The sequence below is a fragment of the Streptococcus chosunensis genome (assembly GCF_003626515.1).
GTDB classification, from domain to species: Bacteria; Bacillota; Bacilli; order Lactobacillales; family Streptococcaceae; genus Streptococcus; species Streptococcus chosunensis.
This window is the reverse complement of the sequence record NZ_RBCK01000001.1, coordinates 1,080,511-1,098,952: the sequence shown is the minus strand read 5'-3', so window position 1 is coordinate 1,098,952 and position 18,442 is coordinate 1,080,511. Positions and strand designations below refer to the sequence as shown.

Annotated in this window: 17 protein-coding genes and 1 riboswitch; of the genes, 14 read left to right on the top strand and 3 right to left on the bottom strand. The window is 43.2% G+C overall.

Features of this window, described 5'->3' with window-relative positions:
* Window positions 1-11 precede the first annotated feature (11 nt).
* The 8 genes from mvk to tig all read left to right on the top strand — a co-directional run bounded on the left by mvk (window position 12) and on the right by tig (window position 7,671).
* Window positions 12-890: a mevalonate kinase gene (mvk, locus tag D7D54_RS05290; protein ID WP_120718973.1), complete on the top strand. Its 879-nt coding sequence runs from the start codon at window positions 12-14 to the stop codon at window positions 888-890.
* Window positions 872-1,825 carry a diphosphomevalonate decarboxylase gene (gene mvaD, locus D7D54_RS05285; RefSeq protein WP_120718972.1) on the top strand — a complete coding sequence of 318 codons (954 nt, stop codon included), beginning with the start codon at window positions 872-874 and terminating at the stop codon, window positions 1,823-1,825. The genes mvk and mvaD overlap by 19 nt, the downstream gene beginning before the upstream one ends.
* Window positions 1,812-2,819 (top strand): phosphomevalonate kinase, encoded by a 1,008-nt coding sequence (locus tag D7D54_RS05280; protein ID WP_120718971.1) that lies wholly within the window; start codon window positions 1,812-1,814, stop codon window positions 2,817-2,819. The genes mvaD and D7D54_RS05280 overlap by 14 nt, the downstream gene beginning before the upstream one ends.
* Window positions 2,803-3,813, top strand: coding sequence for a type 2 isopentenyl-diphosphate Delta-isomerase (gene fni / locus D7D54_RS05275; protein WP_120718970.1), 1,011 nt, complete (start codon window positions 2,803-2,805; stop codon window positions 3,811-3,813). Before D7D54_RS05280 ends, fni begins: the two co-directional genes overlap by 17 nt.
* A 76-nt stretch (window positions 3,814-3,889) precedes the next feature.
* On the top strand, window positions 3,890-4,588 hold the full coding sequence (gene liaF, locus D7D54_RS05270) for a cell wall-active antibiotics response protein LiaF (protein ID WP_077804271.1): 699 nt from the start codon (window positions 3,890-3,892) through the stop codon (window positions 4,586-4,588).
* On the top strand, window positions 4,585-5,580 hold the full coding sequence (locus D7D54_RS05265; RefSeq protein ID WP_020901575.1) for an envelope stress sensor histidine kinase LiaS: 996 nt from the start codon (window positions 4,585-4,587) through the stop codon (window positions 5,578-5,580). The genes liaF and D7D54_RS05265 overlap by 4 nt, the downstream gene beginning before the upstream one ends.
* 13 nt (window positions 5,581-5,593) lie before the next feature.
* On the top strand, window positions 5,594-6,226 hold the full coding sequence (locus D7D54_RS05260; protein WP_020901576.1) for a response regulator transcription factor: 633 nt from the start codon (window positions 5,594-5,596) through the stop codon (window positions 6,224-6,226).
* Between the two features lie 161 nt (window positions 6,227-6,387).
* Window positions 6,388-7,671: a trigger factor gene (gene tig / locus D7D54_RS05255; protein WP_020901577.1), complete on the top strand. Its 1,284-nt coding sequence runs from the start codon at window positions 6,388-6,390 to the stop codon at window positions 7,669-7,671.
* 47 nt (window positions 7,672-7,718) lie between these two features.
* On the opposite strand, the gene recD2 is transcribed toward tig, so the two are convergent.
* The 3 genes from recD2 to rnhC form a co-directional block, all read right to left on the bottom strand.
* Entirely contained in the window at window positions 7,719-10,085 is a 2,367-nt protein-coding gene (gene recD2 / locus D7D54_RS05250) for an SF1B family DNA helicase RecD2 (RefSeq protein ID WP_120718969.1), read from the bottom strand.
* 128 nt (window positions 10,086-10,213) lie between these two features.
* Window positions 10,214-10,828, bottom strand: coding sequence for a signal peptidase I (lepB, locus tag D7D54_RS05245; RefSeq protein ID WP_020901578.1), 615 nt, complete (start codon window positions 10,826-10,828; stop codon window positions 10,214-10,216).
* A 3-nt stretch (window positions 10,829-10,831) separates the two neighbouring features.
* On the bottom strand, window positions 10,832-11,713 hold the full coding sequence (gene rnhC / locus D7D54_RS05240; RefSeq protein WP_049486943.1) for a ribonuclease HIII: 882 nt from the start codon (window positions 11,711-11,713) through the stop codon (window positions 10,832-10,834).
* A gap of 86 nt (window positions 11,714-11,799) precedes the next feature.
* Between rnhC and zapA the strand changes: the two genes are divergently transcribed.
* From zapA to D7D54_RS05210, 6 genes are all read left to right on the top strand, one after another.
* Window positions 11,800-12,102 carry a cell division protein ZapA gene (gene zapA, locus D7D54_RS05235; RefSeq protein ID WP_020901580.1) on the top strand — a complete coding sequence of 101 codons (303 nt, stop codon included), beginning with the start codon at window positions 11,800-11,802 and terminating at the stop codon, window positions 12,100-12,102.
* On the top strand, window positions 12,099-12,647 hold the full coding sequence (locus D7D54_RS05230) for a CvpA family protein (RefSeq protein ID WP_000624513.1): 549 nt from the start codon (window positions 12,099-12,101) through the stop codon (window positions 12,645-12,647). Before zapA ends, D7D54_RS05230 begins: the two co-directional genes overlap by 4 nt.
* A gap of 103 nt (window positions 12,648-12,750) precedes the next feature.
* Window positions 12,751-15,087 (top strand): endonuclease MutS2, encoded by a 2,337-nt coding sequence (locus tag D7D54_RS05225; RefSeq protein ID WP_120718968.1) that lies wholly within the window; start codon window positions 12,751-12,753, stop codon window positions 15,085-15,087.
* Between the two features lie 163 nt (window positions 15,088-15,250).
* Window positions 15,251-15,339: riboswitch (glycine riboswitch) on the top strand.
* Window positions 15,340-15,429: 90 nt separating this feature from the next.
* Window positions 15,430-16,752, top strand: coding sequence for an alanine/glycine:cation symporter family protein (locus tag D7D54_RS05220; protein WP_024057191.1), 1,323 nt, complete (start codon window positions 15,430-15,432; stop codon window positions 16,750-16,752).
* A gap of 131 nt (window positions 16,753-16,883) precedes the next feature.
* Entirely contained in the window at window positions 16,884-17,432 is a 549-nt protein-coding gene (locus tag D7D54_RS05215; protein ID WP_120719033.1) for a carboxymuconolactone decarboxylase family protein, read from the top strand.
* Window positions 17,433-17,540: 108 nt separating this feature from the next.
* Window positions 17,541-18,440: a TDT family transporter gene (locus tag D7D54_RS05210; RefSeq protein ID WP_120718967.1), complete on the top strand. Its 900-nt coding sequence runs from the start codon at window positions 17,541-17,543 to the stop codon at window positions 18,438-18,440.
* Window positions 18,441-18,442 lie beyond the last annotated feature (2 nt).

Below are 18,442 nucleotides of genomic sequence, written 5' to 3'. Positions count from 1 at the left end.
AAAAGGAAAAAATGACAAAAAAAATTGGTGTCGGTCAGGCACATAGTAAGATTATTTTAATAGGGGAGCATGCGGTCGTTTACGGCTATCCTGCCATTTCTCTGCCTCTTTTGGAGGTGGAGGTGACTTGTAAGGTAGTTCCTTCAGCGAGTCCTTGGCGTCTCTATGAGGAGGATACCTTGTCCATGGCAGTTTATGCTTCTCTGGAGTATTTGAATATCAAAGAAGCCTGCATTCGCTGTGAGATTGACTCGGCTATCCCTGAAAAACGGGGAATGGGTTCGTCAGCGGCTATCAGCATAGCGGCCATTCGTGCGGTATTTGACTATTATCAGGCAGAACTGCCTCATTATGTACTAGAAATCTTGGTCAATCGAGCTGAGATGATTGCCCATATGAATCCTAGTGGTTTGGATGCTAAGACCTGTCTCAGTGATCAGCCCATACGTTTTATCAAGAACGTAGGATTTACAGAGCTTGAGATGGATTTATCTGCCTATTTGGTGATTGCCGATACTGGCGTTTATGGTCATACTCGTGAAGCCATTAAAGTAGTTCAAAATAAGGGCAAGGATGCCCTACCGTTTTTGCATGCCTTAGGAGAATTGACCCAGCAGGCAGAAGAAGCGATTTCACGAAAAGATGCTGAAGGCCTGGGACAAATCCTCAGTCAAGCGCATTTACATTTAAAAGAAATTGGTGTTAGTAGCCCTGAGGCAGACTCTTTGGTTGAAACGGCTCTTAGCCATGGTGCTCTGGGTGCCAAGATGAGTGGTGGTGGGCTTGGAGGCTGTATCATAGCCTTGGCAGACAATTTAACACAAGCACAAGATTTAGTAGAAAGATTAGAAGAGAAAGGAGCTGTTCAGACATGGATAGAGAGCCTGTAACAGTACGTTCCTACGCAAATATTGCTATTATCAAATATTGGGGAAAGAAAAAAGAAAAAGAGATGGTGCCTGCTACTAGCAGTATTTCTCTGACTCTGGAAAATATGTATACGGAGACGACCTTGTCGCCTTTACCGACGGATGCGACTGCTGATACCTTTTATATCAATGGTCAGTTACAAAACGAGGCCGAGCATGCCAAGATGAGCAAGATTATTGACCGTTATCGTCCAGCTGGTGAGGGCTTTGTTCGAATTGATACTCAAAACAATATGCCTACCGCAGCGGGGTTATCCTCAAGTTCTAGTGGTTTGTCTGCCTTGGTCAAGGCTTGCAATGCTTATTTCAAGCTTGGATTGACTCGGAGCCAGTTGGCACAGGAGGCTAAGTTTGCCTCAGGCTCTTCCTCTCGGAGTTTTTATGGACCACTAGGTGCTTGGGATAAGGATAGCGGAGAAATTTACCCTGTAGAGACAGACTTGAAACTAGCTATGATTATGTTGGTACTAGAGGACAAGAAAAAACCAATCTCTAGTCGTGATGGGATGAAACTTTGTGTGGAGACATCGACGACCTTTGATGACTGGGTCCATCAGTCTGAGAAAGACTATCAGGATATGCTGGTTTATCTCAAGGAAAATGACTTTGCCAAGGTTGGGGAGTTAACGGAGGAAAATGCGCTTGCTATGCACGCTACGACCAAAACAGCATCACCAGCCTTTTCTTATCTGACGGATGCAAGCTATGAAGCCATGGACTTTGTCCGCCAGCTTCGTGAGCAAGGAGAAGCTTGCTACTTTACCATGGATGCTGGTCCCAATGTCAAGGTTCTCTGTCAGGAGAAAGACTTGGAGCATTTATCAGAAATCTTCGGTCAACGTTATCGCTTGATTGTGTCAAAAACAAAGGATTTGAGCCAAGATGATTGCTGTTAAAACTTGCGGAAAACTCTATTGGGCAGGCGAATATGCTATTTTAGAGCCAGGGCAGTTAGCCTTGATAAAGGCCATTCCTATCTATATGAAGGGTGAGATTGCTTTTTCTGATAGTTACCGTATCTACTCAGATATGTTTGATTTCGCAGTGGATTTGACGCCGAATCCTGACTACAGCTTGATTCAAGAAACGATTGCTTTAGTGGAAGATTTCCTGATTTATCGAGGTCAAACTTTAAAACCTTTTTCTCTAGAAATCCGAGGAAAAATGGAACGAGAAGGGAAAAAGTTTGGTTTAGGTTCTAGTGGCAGCGTCGTTGTTTTGGTTGTCAAAGCTCTGCTAGCTCTATATAATCTTTCGGTTGATCAGGGCCTCTTATTCAAGCTGGCTAGTGCTGTCTTGCTCAAGCACGGAGACAATGGTTCTATGGGGGACATTGCCTGTATTGTGACAGAGGAATTGGTTCTTTACCAGTCATTTGATCGCCAGAAGGTGGCTGCTTGGTTGGAAGAAGAAAACTTGGCGACAGTTTTAGAGCGTGAGTGGGGCTTTTCTATCTCGCAAGTGAAACCAGCCCTAGAATGTGATTTTCTAGTGGGATGGACCAAGGAAGTGGCTATATCGAGTCACATGGTCCAGCAAATTAAACAAAACATCAATCAGAATTTTTTAAGTTCCTCAAAAGAAACGGTGGTTTCTTTGGTAGAAGCCTTGGAGCATGGGAAAAACGAAAGAGTGATCGAGCAAGTAGAAGCAGCCAGTCAACTTTTAGAAGGCTTGAGTGCAGATATTTACACGCCTTCGCTTAGACAGTTGAAAGAATCCATTCAAGATTTGCAAGCTGTTGCAAAGAGTAGCGGCGCTGGTGGTGGTGACTGTGGAATTGCCTTGAGTTTTGATGCGCAATCAACTGAAACCATAAAAAATCGCTGGGCCGATCTGGGGATTGAGCTCTTATACCAAGAAAGGATAGGACATGACGATAAATCGTAAGGATGAGCACATCCGCTATGCCCTTGAGCAGAAAAGTTCCTATAATAGCTTTGATGAGGTGGAGTTGATTCATTCTTCCTTGCCTCTTTACGACCTGGATGAAATCGATCTGTCGACAGAGTTTGCTGGTCGAAAGTGGGACTTTCCTTTCTATATCAATGCCATGACGGGTGGAAGCGATAAGGGAAGAGAAATCAATCAAAAACTAGCTCAGGTGGCGGAAGCCTGTGGTATTTTATTTGTAACGGGTTCTTATAGCGTAGCCCTCAAAGATCCAGCAGATGACTCTTTTTCTGTCAAGTCTAGTCATTCTAATCTCCTCCTTGGAACCAATATTGGATTGGACAAGCCTGTCGAGTTAGGACTTCAGACTGTGGAAGAGATGAATCCTGTTCTCTTGCAGGTGCATGTCAATGTCATGCAGGAGTTGCTCATGCCTGAGGGAGAAAGAACGTTTAGAAGCTGGCAATCGCATCTAGCAGACTATAGCAAGCAAATCTCTGTTCCGATTGTCCTCAAGGAAGTGGGCTTTGGAATGGATGTGAAGACCATCGAGAGAGCCTATGAATTGGGCGTTCGAATCTTTGACCTGTCAGGTCGTGGTGGCACCAGCTTTGCTTATATCGAAAATCGTCGCAGTGGTCAGCGTGATTACCTCAATCAATGGGGTCAGTCTACCATGCAAGCCCTTCTCAATGCCCAAGACTGGAAAGACAAGGCTGAACTCTTAGTTAGTGGAGGTGTTCGCAATCCGCTGGATATGATTAAGTGTTTGGTCTTTGGTGCTAAGGCTGTAGGACTGTCTCGAACCGTTCTGGAATTGGTTGAAACCTATTCAGTCGAAGAAGTGATTGATATTGTCCAAGGCTGGAAAGTAGATCTACGCTTGATCATGTGTGCCCTTAATTGTGCAACCATAGCAGATTTGCAAAAAGTAGACTATCTTCTTTATGGAAAATTAAAAGAAGCAAAAGATCAGATGAAAAAGGCGTAACCACCGCCTTTTTTCCATCTTCAGACCGAGGTGACTTTTTTGAATTGTGATAAAATAGATGGGAGAGGATGCATGTATGAGAAAATTTAAAATCTTTTTATTTATCGAAGCCTGTCTGTTGACGGGAGCTCTGATGTTGATGGTATCAGAGCATTTTTCGCGTTTTCTGCTGATTTTATTCCTCTTTTTGCTTTTGATTCGCTATTATACTGGTAAGGAGGGCAATAATCTTCTTTTAGTAGTGGCAACTATTCTCTTCTTTTTCATCGTCATGCTCAATCCTTTTGTGATTCTAGCTATTTTTGTTGCGGTCATCTATAGCCTCTTTCTTCTTTATCCGATGATGAACCAGGAAAAAGAGCAGACCAATTTGGTTTTTGAAGAGGTTGTGACGGTTAAGAAGGAGAAAAATCGTTGGTTTGGAAATCTTCATCATTTTTCAAGCTACCAGACTTGCCAGTTTGATGATATCAATCTCTTTCGCCTCATGGGTAAGGACACGATTCATCTAGAGAGGGTCATTCTAACCAATCATGACAATGTCATTATTCTCAGAAAGATGGTAGGAACGACCAAAATCATTGTACCTGTAGATGTGGAAGTCAGTCTTAGCGTTAACTGTCTCTATGGTGATTTGACTTTTTTCAACCAGCCCAAGCGAGCCCTCCGCAATGAACACTATCATCAAGAAACAAGAGACTATCTCAAGAGTAACAAGAGTGTCAAGATTTTCTTGACCACTATGATTGGAGATGTTGAGGTGGTTAGAGGATGAAAAAACAAGCTTATGTAATCATTGCTCTTACCTCCATCCTGTTTGTCTTATTTTTCTCCCACAGCTTGCTGGAAATTCTTGACTTTGACTGGTCTATTTTCTTACATGATGTCGAAAAAACAGAAAAATTTGTCTTTTTGCTGCTGGTATTCAGCATGTCCCTGACCTTTCTCTTAGCCCTGTTTTGGAGAGGTATCGAAGAGCTTTCTCTAAGAAAAATGCAGACTAATCTTAAGCGTTTGTTGGCAGGGCAAGAAGTGGTTCAGCTTGCAGATCCAGATTTGGATGCCAGTTTCAAGTCCTTGTCAGGTAAACTTAACCTTTTGACAGAAGCACTTCAAAAAGCTGAAAATCACAGCCTTGCTCAGGAGGAGGAAATCATTGAGAAGGAACGGAAGCGGATTGCTCGGGATTTGCACGATACAGTCAGTCAGGAGTTGTTTGCGGCCCACATGATTTTATCGGGTATCAGTCAGCAGGCTTTGAAATTGGATAGAGAAAAGATGCAGACCCAGTTGCAAAGTGTTGCGGCCATCCTAGAGACTGCTCAGAAAGATCTACGTGTCTTGCTCCTGCACTTGCGACCAGTTGAATTGGAACAAAAGAGCTTGATAGAAGGAATCCAAATCCTCTTAAAAGAGCTTGAGGACAAGAGTGATCTCAAGGTTAGTTTCAAGCAAAATGTGACGAAATTGCCCAAGAAAATCGAGGAGCATATCTTCCGCATCTTGCAGGAGTTGATCAGCAATACCCTCCGCCATGCCCAGGCCTCTTGTCTGGATGTCTATCTCTATCAGACAGATTTTGAATTGCAACTGAAGGTAGTCGACAATGGGATTGGTTTCCAGTTGGGGAGTTTAGATGACCTGAGTTATGGACTCCGCAATATCAAGGAGCGGGTTGAAGATATGGCAGGGACGGTTCAGTTATTAACAGCTCCCAAACAAGGGCTGGCAGTTGATATCCGTATTCCCCTGCTCGATAAGGAATGATAAAGGAGTAAAGATGAAAATTTTACTAGTTGATGACCATGAAATGGTCCGATTGGGCTTGAAAAGCTACTTTGACCTTCAAGACGATGTAGAAGTTGTAGGGGAGGCGGCCAATGGGGCTCAAGGGATTGACTTGGCCTTGGAACTGCGTCCAGATGTCATTGTCATGGATATTGTCATGCCTGAGATGAATGGGATTGACGCGACCTTGGCCCTCCTCAAAGAATGGCCCGAAGCTAAGATTTTGATTGTGACTTCGTACTTGGACAATGAAAAAATCATGCCTGTTTTAAATGCTGGTGCTCGGGGCTATATGCTCAAGACTTCTAGTGCAGACGAATTACTCCATGCAGTCCGTAAGGTAGCTGCTGGGGAACTGGCTATTGAGCAAGAGGTTAGCAAGAAGGTTGAATACCACCGCAATCACATAGAACTACATGAGGACTTGACTGCGCGTGAGCGAGATGTTCTCCAACTCATCGCCAAGGGCTACGAAAACCAGCGTATCGCAGACGAACTTTTTATCTCTCTCAAGACGGTCAAGACCCACGTGTCCAACATTCTTGCCAAACTTGAGGTCAGCGATCGCACCCAGGCAGCGGTCTATGCCTTTCAGCACCACTTGGTGGGGCATGAAGACTTTTAATAGTTATGTAAAAATAATGTTGGAGAAATGGCTAACCTTAGTATCAAGGAAGCAAGCAAGTAGCTCTCCTATCATTGAAAAGCGCATTCATTACTTGAAAGAAGTCGTCCATTTATGTTATAATAGACTGTATTTAAAAAATTTTAAGGAGAAATGACAGAATGTCTGTATCATTTGAAAACAAAGAAACAAACCGTGGTGTCTTGACTTTCACTATCTCTCAAGACCAAATCAAACCAGAATTGGACCGTGTCTTCAACTCAGTGAAGAAATCTCTTAATGTTCCAGGTTTCCGTAAAGGTCACCTTCCACGCCCTATCTTCGACAAAAAATTTGGTGAAGAGTCACTTTACCAAGACGTTATGAACGCTCTTTTGCCAAATGCTTATGAAGCAGCTGTAAAAGAAGCTGGTCTTGAAGTGGTTGCTCAACCAAAAATTGACGTAACTTCAATGGAAAAAGGTCAAGACTGGGTTATCACTGCTGAAGTCGTTACAAAACCTGAAGTAAAATTGGGTGACTACAAAAACCTTGAAGTATCAGTAGATGTAGAAAAAGAAGTAACTGATGCTGACGTTGAAGAGCGTATCGAACGCGAACGCAACAACTTGGCTGAATTGGTTATCAAAGAAGCTGCTGCTGAAAACGGCGACACTGTTGTCATCGACTTCGTTGGTTCTATTGACGGTGTTGAATTTGACGGTGGAAAAGGTGAAAACTTCTCACTTGGACTTGGTTCAGGTCAATTCATCCCTGGTTTCGAAGACCAATTGGTAGGTCACTCAGCTGGCGAAACTGTTGATGTTATCGTAACATTCCCAGAAGACTACCAAGCAGAAGACCTTGCAGGTAAAGAAGCTAAATTCGTAACAACTATCCACGAAGTAAAAGCTAAAGAAGTTCCAGCTCTTGACGATGAACTTGCAAAAGACATCGACGAAGAAGTTGAAACACTTGCTGAATTGAAAGAAAAATACCGCAAGGAATTGGCTGAAGCTAAAGAAGAAGCTTACAAAGATGCAGTTGAAGGAGCAGCAATCGATAAAGCTGTAGAAAACGCTGAAATCGTAGAACTTCCAGAAGAAATGATTCACGAAGAAGTTCACCGCTCAGTAAACGAATTCCTTGGAAACTTGCAACGTCAAGGTATCAACCCTGACATGTACTTCCAAATCACTGGAACTACTCAAGAAGACCTTCACAAACAATACGAAGGAGAAGCTGAGTCACGTACGAAGACTAACCTTGTTATCGAAGCAGTTGCCAAAGCTGAAGAATTTGATGCTTCAGAAGAAGAAATCCAAAAAGAAATCGAGCAATTGGCTACAGATTACAACATGGAAGTTGCACAAGTACAAAGCTTGCTTTCAGCGGACATGTTGAAACACGATATCACAATCAAAAAAGCTGTTGAATTGATTACAAGCACAGCAACAGTTAAATAATCTTAATAAACAAAAATCCCACCTGAATTGGTGGGTTTTATTTTGCACTATTTTTCAAAAATCTCTTTGAGGTCTGCGTCTGTAATCCCAATCATGGCAGGGATGCTGTCCCAGTTTTCTTCTGTTAGGATGTAGGATTGTTCAGAGGCGCTTGATGTAGCTGTTTCAGAGACAGCTGGTTGCTTTTCTTCAACAGTTTCCAATAAATCACTGAAGCGTTCAATCAGATAGGTTTTTCGGGCAGTTCCGATATGCTGGGTAGCATAGTCGAAAGCCTGTAATTCGCCTAGTAAGATAAGCTTGCTTTTGGCGCGAGTAATGGCTGTGTAGATGAGATTGCGCTCCAGCATACGCCTACTAGCACTGGTGATCGGTAGGATGACAACAGGGAACTCACTTCCCTGAGACTTATGGATACTCATGGCATAGGCCAAACGAATCTTATACCATTCGTTACGTGGGTAAGAGACCTCATTGCCATCAAAATCAATGACAATCTCGTCTTGTTTCGACTCGGTGTATTTACCAGGAATCAGGTCTGTAATAGCTCCTAGATCTCCATTAAAGACATTGATTTCAGCATCGTTGACCAAATGAATGATCTTGTCCCCCTTACGATAGTGGCACTGGGGAGCTTCAAAACTGAGTTGGTCTTTTTGTGGTGGATTAAGGAGGTCTTGCATGAGTTGGTTGATAGCATCAATCCCTGCTGTCCCTCGGTACATGGGCGCCAGAACTTGGATATCACGGGCAGGGATGCCACTTCTGAGGGCTACGCCTAAAATCTTTTCAATAGTAGCAGGGATATGAGCACTAGCAATTTCAAAGTAGGAACGGTCTGCTTTTTTCTGGGTGAAATCAGCTGGCAGTATGCCCTGTCTAATCTGACTAGCTAGGGTGACGATGGTTGATTCTTCGCTTTGCCGATAAATTTTTTCCAAGCGAGTCTGAGGAATCAAGGGAATATGAAGCAGATCTGCTAGAATCTGTCCAGGACTGACAGACGGTAGCTGATCGCTATCTCCCACGATAAGGATTTTACTGTTAGAAGAGATATTGGAGAAGAGTTGATTGGCCAGCCAAGTATCCACCATAGAAAATTCATCCACGATGATAAAGTCAGCATCCAGATAATCTTCCAGATGACTGGTGTCATCGTCACCTGTCATTCCTAAATGACGGTGTATGGTCGCACTTGGCAAGCCTGTCAATTCATTCATACGGCGAGCGGCTCGGCCAGTTGGAGCGGCAAGAAGAATCGGCAGGTTGCTTTTTTTCCTGAGGTCAAGTCCTTCTAAAAGGGCGTAAACAGCGATAATCCCATTGATAACAGTTGTCTTACCAGTACCAGGCCCACCTGTAAGGATAAAGACCTTGTTCTGGATAGCGTCACAAATCGCCTGTTTTTGAATGCTATCATACTCAATCTCCAGATCTTCTTCGACAGTAGCGATATGTTTTTGAATGGTTTCTAAATCCTGGCTCTTCTGTTTTCCTTTTTCAAGGATACGAACCAAGTGACTGCGGATGCCTTCCTCAGCGAAAAAGAGGCTGTTGTCAAAAATCTTGGTATCAATCTGCTGAACCTTGTCTTCTTCAATCAGGTAGGAGAGTTCTTGGGCCACTTGGCTGGGATCCAGTTCCACGGGGCGAGAAGATTCAAGGAGAGTAAGAGTTTGTTCTAGCAAATCCCGTGCTTCAACATAGGTGTCCCCTGTTTCCATACAGGCCTGAAAAAGACTGTGAACTAGACCGGCGCGGAAGCGTTCAGGAGCCTGACTTTCTATGCCTAGTTCTTCCGCTAATTGGTCAGCAATAGTAAAGCCCAAACCCTTGATATCCTCGACCAGTTGGTAGGGATAATTTTCAACCACATCAAGGGTTTCTTCTTTGTAAAAGTCTTGAATCTGAAAGGCTAGTTTGTTGGGAATGCCGTAGTTGGCTAGTTTGGCCAAGATCATCTCCGTTCCGTAGTTGAGACGGAGAGTTGAGACGAAAGCCTCGCGATTTTTGGCAGATAGTCCTGCGATGCCTTCTAACTTTTCTGGGTGTTGCAGAATTTCGTCAATGGTATTGTCGCCATAGGTGTCCACGATTTTCTGAGCTGTCTTGAGACCAATTCCCTTGAAATGGCTACTTGAAAAGTACTTGACCAAGCCCTTGCTAGTTGGTTTTGCTCTTTCATACCGGCTGATTTGCAGTTGTTCCCCATACTTGGAGTGCTGGACAATTTGCCCCCAAAAAGTATAATCTTCTCCCTCAATCACATCAGCCATGGTGCCAGTGACAATAATTTCAAAATCATCAAAATCCTCTGCGTCCGTATCGTCGATTTCTAGGAGAAGGATGCGATAAAAATTGCTGGGATTTTCAAAAATAATCCGTTCAATGGTTCCTGAAAAATAAACTTCCATAAAATTCCTTTGTATGAATAGGTGAGAGTTGGGGTTGTTTCTATCCTAGTTAGACTGGGTAGTGAATAATCATCTTCTCACGATAGAAGAAGAGGCTGAGATTGTTGATTCTCGGCCTCTTAGGTCTCTTAAAATGTTCCGATACGGGTGATTGGCCAGAAGCGGAATTTAGCTTCCCCTGTAATATCTTTTGCTTTGAAGGTACCTACGTGACGACTGTCACTCGAAACCAAGCGGTCGTCTCCGAGGAGAAGGTATTCTCCTTCTGGGACAGTAAAGCTAAAGTTGGTATTATAGTTGACATCAACTGTGAAGGCTTGGGCTTTTTCAGCAATACTTCTAAAGAAAGTTCCTTTATTTCCTTCAAATCCCTTGCCTGAGTAGGTGCTTTGGAGTTTGTCATCCTTGAAACGTTTGATGTAGTCAGCTAGGTAAGGTTCATCTGTCTCTTTGTCATTGATGTAAAGTGTATCATTTTCGTAACGGATGGTATCGCCAGGCATTCCGATGACACGTTTGACAATGTCCTTATTGCCATCTTCCTCATGGGCAACCACGATATCAAAACGGTCAATAGGGAGATGCTTAACAACAAAGAGGATTTCGCCATCCGCTAGGGTAGGATCCATAGAATGCCCTTCTACGCGAACATTACTCCAAAAAAAGATACGACTTAAAGCTAGTAATGATAGAATCAGGAGGAACAATCCCCACTCTTTTAAGAAATTTTTAAATGAATTCATAACTTACCTTTCTAAGCGTTTTTTCGCTTTTTCAGTATTTTTAAAGTGCAGTTTGGCACAGAAGTTAAGTCCCTGCATTCCATAGGCCTGCAAAATCTGGCTAGCAACCTTATCAGAAGCCGTTCCAGCTCCACTTGGAAGTTGATAGCCCAGCTCTCGTCCCAGATTTTCAAGATTTTCTAGAAAGAGATCACGCGCAATGATAGAAGAAACTGCGACAGCCAAGTATTTGCCCTCAGCCTTTTCTTCTAAGCTGATAGGATTGCTGAAACGATTGGCCTCTTGTGCCAAGTACTTGTCATAATTTTTAGCACTGGTAAAGGCATCAATCACAATTTTCTCAGGCTGAATGCCTTTTTGAAGAAGGAGGTAGATAGCCTGGTTATGGAGGGCTACCTTAACAGAAACAGCATTGTAGCGATCTCCGATGACCTCGTTGTACTTGCTGGGTGAGAGAAGCAATGCCTGGTGCTGGATTTTTTCCTTGAGAACAGGAGCAATCTGACGGATCTTTTGGTCGGTCAGTGTCTTGGAATCCCCCACACCGAGTTTTCGCAAGAAGGCATGCTGGTCAGGTGTGACAAAGGAAGCCACAACTGCAAGCCCACCAAAGTAGGAACCATTTCCCACCTCATCTGTCCCAATTAAAGGGAGATTTTGTCCGCTGGTTTCCTCTACAGCTTGATATCCAAAGAAACGAGCATATTTCTCAGCTCCTTCACCCTGAAGCAAAACCTTTCCAGAAGTATAGATAGAAATTGTTGCTTGAGGTAGTCGCAAAAAGTAGCGGATATAGGGATTCTTACTGGGAGCCAGACTGGTTTGATAGTGTTCAAGAAAAGCTTGAATCTCCTTTTCACTTGGTGTGAGTGTTGTACTTGCCATAGTTTCTATTGTACCATAAAAGCAGACAAATTTGTAAAAACTGACAAAATTAGCGAATTTTGGTATAATATCGTGAGGTGAATTTTATGGCAAATCTAAATCGATTCAAATTTACATTCGGGAAAAAATCATTAACCTTGACAAGCGAGCATGATAATCTCTTTATGGAGGAAATCGCTAAGGTTGCGACAGAAAAATACCAAGCAATTAAAGAACAAATGCCTAGTGCAGACGATGAAACAATCGCTCTTTTGTTGGCAGTCAACTGTTTGTCAACTCAGCTCAGCCGTGAGATTGAATTTGATGATAAGGAGCAAGAATTAAAAGAACTCCGTCACAAGCTTGTGACTTGTAAGCAAGAACAGAGCAAGATTGAGGATTCCTTATGATTTCACTCCTTCTTCTATTGGTCTTGGCTTGGGGATTTTATATCGGTTATCGGAGAGGGCTGCTCTTACAGGTCTATTACCTGATTTCAGCCATGGCATCGGCTTTTGTGGCTGGCCAGTTTTATAAGGGACTTGGAGAGCAATTTCATTTACTGCTCCCTTATGCAAATCCACAGGAAGGTCAGGGAACTTTCTTTTTCCCATCGGATCAACTCTTTCAGTTGGATAAGGTCTTTTACGCAGGGATCGGCTACTTGCTGGTATTTGGGATAGTCTATAGTATCGGTCGTTTACTTGGTCTCCTCTTGCACTTGATTCCTAGTAAAAAACTGGGTGGTAAGTTGTTCCAAGTTTCAGCAGGGATCTTGTCCATGTTGGTGACCTTATTTGTCTTGCAAATGGCCTTGACCATCTTGGCGACCATCCCCATGGCAGCTATACAAAATCCTCTTGAAAAGAGTATCGTCGCAAAACACATTATCCAGAGCATACCGGTAACAACCAGTTGGCTCAAACAAATCTGGGTGACAAATTTAATCGGATAAAAAGGGCAGGAATTTTCCTAGCCCTTTGTTTACAGATTTGACTCGAATCTATCAGAATGTAAAAAGCTACCACACCTAGATATTCAAAGATAAGGAAATAAAGATGAATAAGAAAATATTAGAAACATTAGAGTTCAATAAGGTCAAGGCCTTGTTTGAGCCCCATTTGTTGACCGAGCAGGGCTTGGAGCAATTGAGACAGCTGGCTCCAACTGCCAAAGTAGATAAAATCAAACAGGCTTTTGCTGAGATGAAGGAAATGCAGGCTCTCTTTGTCGAGCAACCGCATTTTACCATTCTTGCAACTAAAGAAATCGCAGAAGTTTGCAAGCGGTTGGAGATGGGAGCGGACCTCAATATCGAGGAGTTCCTACTCTTGAAGCGCGTGCTTCTTGCTAGCCGAGAACTGCAAAGTTTTTATTCTAATCTGGAAAATGTCAGCTTGGAAGAATTAGCCCTATGGTTTGAGAAATTACACGATTTTCCGCAATTACACGGAAATCTACAAGCCTTTAATGATGCAGGTTTTATTGAAAATTTTGCCAGTGAAGAATTGGCACGAATCCGTCGAAAAATCCATGATAGCGAGAGTCAGGTACGCGATGTCTTGCAAGATTTGCTCAAGCAAAAAGCGCAGATGTTGACAGAAGGAATCGTTGCCAGCAGAAATGGCCGTCAGGTTTTACCTGTCAAAAACACCTACCGCAATAAGATTGCTGGTGTCGTTCATGATATTTCTGCTAGTGGAAATACCGTCTATATCGAACCCCGTGAGGTGGTCAAACTGAGTGAAGAAATTGCTAGTTTGCGAGCAGATGAGCGCTATGAAATGCTTCGTATTCTCCAAGAAATTTCTGAACGTGTCCGTCCTCATGCGGCTGAAATTGCCAATGATGCTTGGATTATCGGCCATCTGGACTTGATTCGTGCCAAGGTCCGCTTTATCCAAGAAAGACAAGCAGTTGTTCCTCAGCTATCAGAAAACCAAGAGATTCAACTGCTCCATGTCTGTCATCCTCTGGTCAAAAATGCCGTCGCAAATGATGTCCATTTTGGCCAAGATTTAACAGCCATTGTCATTACAGGTCCCAATACAGGTGGGAAGACCATCATGCTCAAAACTCTCGGTTTGACACAGGTCATGGCCCAGTCAGGCTTACCTATTTTAGCAGATAAGGGAAGTCGTGTTGGTGTTTTTGAAGAAATCTTTGCTGATATTGGCGATGAACAGTCTATTGAACAGAGCTTGTCTACCTTCTCTAGCCACATGACCAATATTGTGGATATTCTTGGCAAGGTCAACCAACATTCACTCTTACTCTTGGATGAGTTGGGGGCTGGTACAGATCCCCAAGAGGGAGCAGCCCTTGCCATGGCTATTCTGGAGGATCTTCGCCTGCGTCAGGTCAAGACTATGGCGACGACCCACTATCCAGAACTCAAGGCCTACGGTATTGAGACAGCCTTTGTGCAAAATGCCAGCATGGAGTTTGATACTGCAACTCTACGCCCGACCTATCGCTTTATGCAGGGTGTTCCTGGTCGAAGCAATGCTTTTGAAATTGCTAAACGTCTAGGCCTATCTGAAGTTATCGTAGGGGATGCCAGCCAGCAGGTTGATCAGGACAATGATGTCAACCGGATTATTGAGCAACTGGAAGAGCAGACGCTAGAGAGTCGCAAACGCTTGGACAATATCCGTGAGGTGGAGCAAGAAAATCTCAAGATGAATCGTGCTCTCAAAAAACTCTACAATGAGCTTAATCGTGAAAAGGAAACAGAACTTAACAAGGCGCGTGAACAGGCTGCTGAGATTGTGGACATGGCCCTAAGTGAGAGTGACCAGATTCTTAAAAATCTCCACAGTAAATCTCAACTCAAGCCTCACGAAATCATTGAAGCCAAGGCCAAGTTGAAAAAATTGGCTCCTGAAAAAGTAGATTTGTCAAAAAATAAGGTTCTTCAAAAGGCTAAGAAAAAACGAGCTCCAAAGGTGGGAGATGATATTGTGGTGCTCAGCTATGGTCAGCGAGGTACCTTGACCAGTCAACTCAAGGATGGTCGCTGGGAAGCCCAAGTTGGCTTGATCAAGATGACCTTGGAAGAAAAAGAATTTGACCTCGTTCAAGCCCAGCAAGAAAAGCAAGTCAAGAAGAAACAGGTCAATGTCGTGAAACGAACTTCTGGTCGTGGCCCACAAGCCAGACTGGACCTTCGAGGCAAGCGCTATGAAGAGGCCATGAATGAGCTAGATGCCTTTATCGACCAAGCCTTGCTTAATAATATGGCTCAAGTAGATATCATCCATGGTATCGGAACAGGTGTCATCCGTGAAGGTGTCACCAAATACCTACAAAGAAACAAGCATGTCAAGAGTTTCGGCTATGCCCCACAAAATGCTGGAGGCAGTGGTGCGACTATTGTGACATTTAAAGGATAGAAGTATTCCGGGCTTTATACAGTAAAAACTGTTGAATTAAGTTTTATTAATAAACACATTGACAAAAGCCAACATTTTTTGTAAAATAAGAATCAATTAAATACCAACACCGAATGAAGTTTAATAGAAGTGGAGAATCGTTTGATTTTCCATGACTGTAAATGGACGGAACTCTGGAGAGACCGTAAAGGCACCGAAGGGGCAAGGCAGGCAACTGCTCAAACTCTCAGGTAAAAGGACAGAGCTAGGATAGACCGCTTTTTAGCATTTATCTAAGCATTCCAGAGTACATGTATCTTGCATGTGCTCTTTCTTTTGGGGTTGAAAAGATAGGAGAAGGAAATGTTAGAATTGCTTAAATCAATCGATGCTTTTGCTTGGGGCCCACCCCTTTTGATTTTATTGGTCGGAACAGGGATTTACCTAACTGCTCGTCTAGGACTTTTGCAGGTTTTGCGTCTGCCCAAGGCTTTCCAGCTTATTTTTACTAAGGACAAGGGGCATGGCGATGTATCCAGCTTTGCGGCCTTGTGTACAGCCCTCGCAGCGACAGTTGGTACGGGAAATATTATCGGGGTGGCGACGGCTATCAAGGTCGGTGGCCCAGGAGCCCTCTTTTGGATGTGGATGGCTGCTTTCTTTGGGATGGCTACCAAATATGCGGAAGGACTACTAGCTATCAAATACCGTACCAAGGATGATCATGGTGCAGTAGCGGGAGGTCCCATGCACTATATCCTTCTAGGGATGGGAGAAAAGTGGCGACCACTTGCTATCTTCTTTGCCCTGGCAGGTGTGCTAGTAGCTTTGTTAGGAATCGGAACCTTCACCCAAGTCAACTCGATTACAGAATCTATCCAAAATACAACGACTATTTCGCCAGCTATCACCGCTCTTGTGTTGTCTGTATTTGTAGCGATTGCAGTCTTTGGTGGACTCAAGTCCATTTCTAAGGTTTCAACTACCGTTGTTCCTTTTATGGCCATCATCTATATTTTGGGGACTCTTACAGTTATTTTCTTTAATATCGAGAAAATCCCTGCCACAATCGCTTTAATCTTGACATCAGCATTTAGTCCTGTTGCTGCGGTAGGTGGATTTGCAGGTGCTAGCATTCGAATGGCTATTCAAAATGGTGTAGCGCGTGGTGTGTTCTCAAACGAATCTGGTCTGGGTTCGGCTCCCATTGCAGCGGCTGCGGCTAAGACAAATGAACCAGTAGAGCAAGGTTTGATTTCCATGACAGGAACCTTTATTGACACCCTCATTATCTGTACCTTGACTGGTTTAACAATCTTGGTGACTGGTGTTTGGAGTGGTGATTTGAATGGAGTTGCCTTGACTCAGTCAGCCTTCTCAACAGTCTTTTCACACTTTGGACCTGCTCTCTTGACCATCTTCCTTGTGCTCTTTGCCTTTACGACGATTCTAGGTTGGAACTATTACGGGGAACGTTGTTTTGAGTTTCTCTTTGGGGTTCGTTTTATCTGGCTTTACCGTGTGGTCTTTGTGCTCATGGTCTTGTTGGGAGGATTTATCGAGTTGGATATGGTTTGGATTATCGCAGATATCGTGAATGCCTTAATGGCTCTGCCAAACTTGATTGCCCTATTAGTCTTGTCGCCGGTCGTTATTGCTGAAACTAAAAAGTATTTTGACAAATAATGGAATCACACATTGCGTGTGATTTTTTGCTTTCATAAAAAATTTCTATCAGTGTAATTTAAAATATATATTATACATGGTATAGAATCTGTGATAGACTAGGTTTCAACAAAATGAAAAGAGGTTTTATGATGACAACATTTACAATCCATACAGTAGAATCAGCACCAGCAGAAGTGAAAGAAGTTCTTGAAACAGTAGAAAAAGATAACAATGGCTATATTCCTAACCTAATCGGTCTCTTGGCTAATGCACCGACTGCTTTAGAGGCTTACCGTACTGTCGGAGCTATCAATCGTCACAACAGCCTGACACCCGTTGAGCGTGAAGTGGTGCAAATCACGGCAGCTGTGACCAATGGTTGTGCCTTCTGCGTCGCAGGTCACACAGCCTTTTCAATCAAACAAATCCAGATGAATGATGACCTTCTTCAAGCCCTTCGCAATCGGACTCCAATTGAAACAGATCCTAAATTGGACACCCTAGCTAAATTTACCTTGGCAGTTATCAATACCAAGGGTCGTGTAGGAGATGAAGCCTTGGCTGAGTTTCTAGAAGCTGGATACACCCAACAAAATGCCTTGGATGTAGTTCTTGGTGTCAGCCTAGCAAGCCTCTGTAACTATGCCAATAACCTAGCCAATACACCAATTAACCCAGAATTGCAACCTTATGCTTAATTCATATCTGAGTAAAATGAAGTCTGAAATCAACGGACTTCGTTTTTTAAGTCCTCATTTAAGCGCTTTTATGCTATACTGAAACTAACATGATTATTGGAGGTTAGGATGAAAAAACTCCCCTTAGTATTTTCAGGTTGTTTGCTAGGTTTGGCAGGAGCTGGAAATCTCGTTTTAGATATGTTGCCAGTTCTGTCACATATACTGAGTTTATCAGGTTTGGTTTTATGGATTTACTTTCTGATTTTGCATCTTTTTAATTGGAAGGAAACCAAGCAAGAATTGACCAAGCCCCCTCTTTTGTCAGGAATGGCGACCTTTCCCATGGCTGGGATGATTTTATCGACTTATGTCTTTCGCGTCTTCCCTCATCTTCCTTTGGTAGCGCAAGGACTTTGGTGGTTTTCATTTCTCTTGGATGTGGCCTTGATTGTTGGTTTCACGATCAAGTTTGCTTATCCGGGTCGGAGGGTTCATGCAACTCCAAGCTGGACGGTGCTTTATGTGGGGATAGCAGTGGCAGCCTTGACCTATCCTCTTATAGGCATCATCGAAATTGCCTATGCGACCTTGAGTTTTGGTTTTCTCCTAACCTTCTATCTCTATCCACTTATTTATAGTGATTTAAAGAAAACTCCACTCCCACTAGCCATGCTTGGACAAGAAGGAATCTACTGTGCTCCCTTTTCTCTACTCTTGGCCTCTCTAGTTCGAGTTGGCGGAGCCGGCCTACCGACTTGGCTCTTAATCGTCATGATTTTGGCTTCTCAATCTTTCTTTTTCTTTGTTTTGACTCGCCTGCCCAATATTTTAAAACAAGGTTTTCAACCAGCCTTCTCAGCCCTCACCTTCCCAAGCATTATCACAGCTACCTCGCTCAAGATGGCTCAGGGAATCTTGAAACTTCCATTTCTGGATTATCTGGTCTTGGCTGAAACTATTATATGCCTAACTATTTTATTCTTTGTATTGGGTACTTATCTGATTTGGTTACGAAAAAAGGTCTAGCT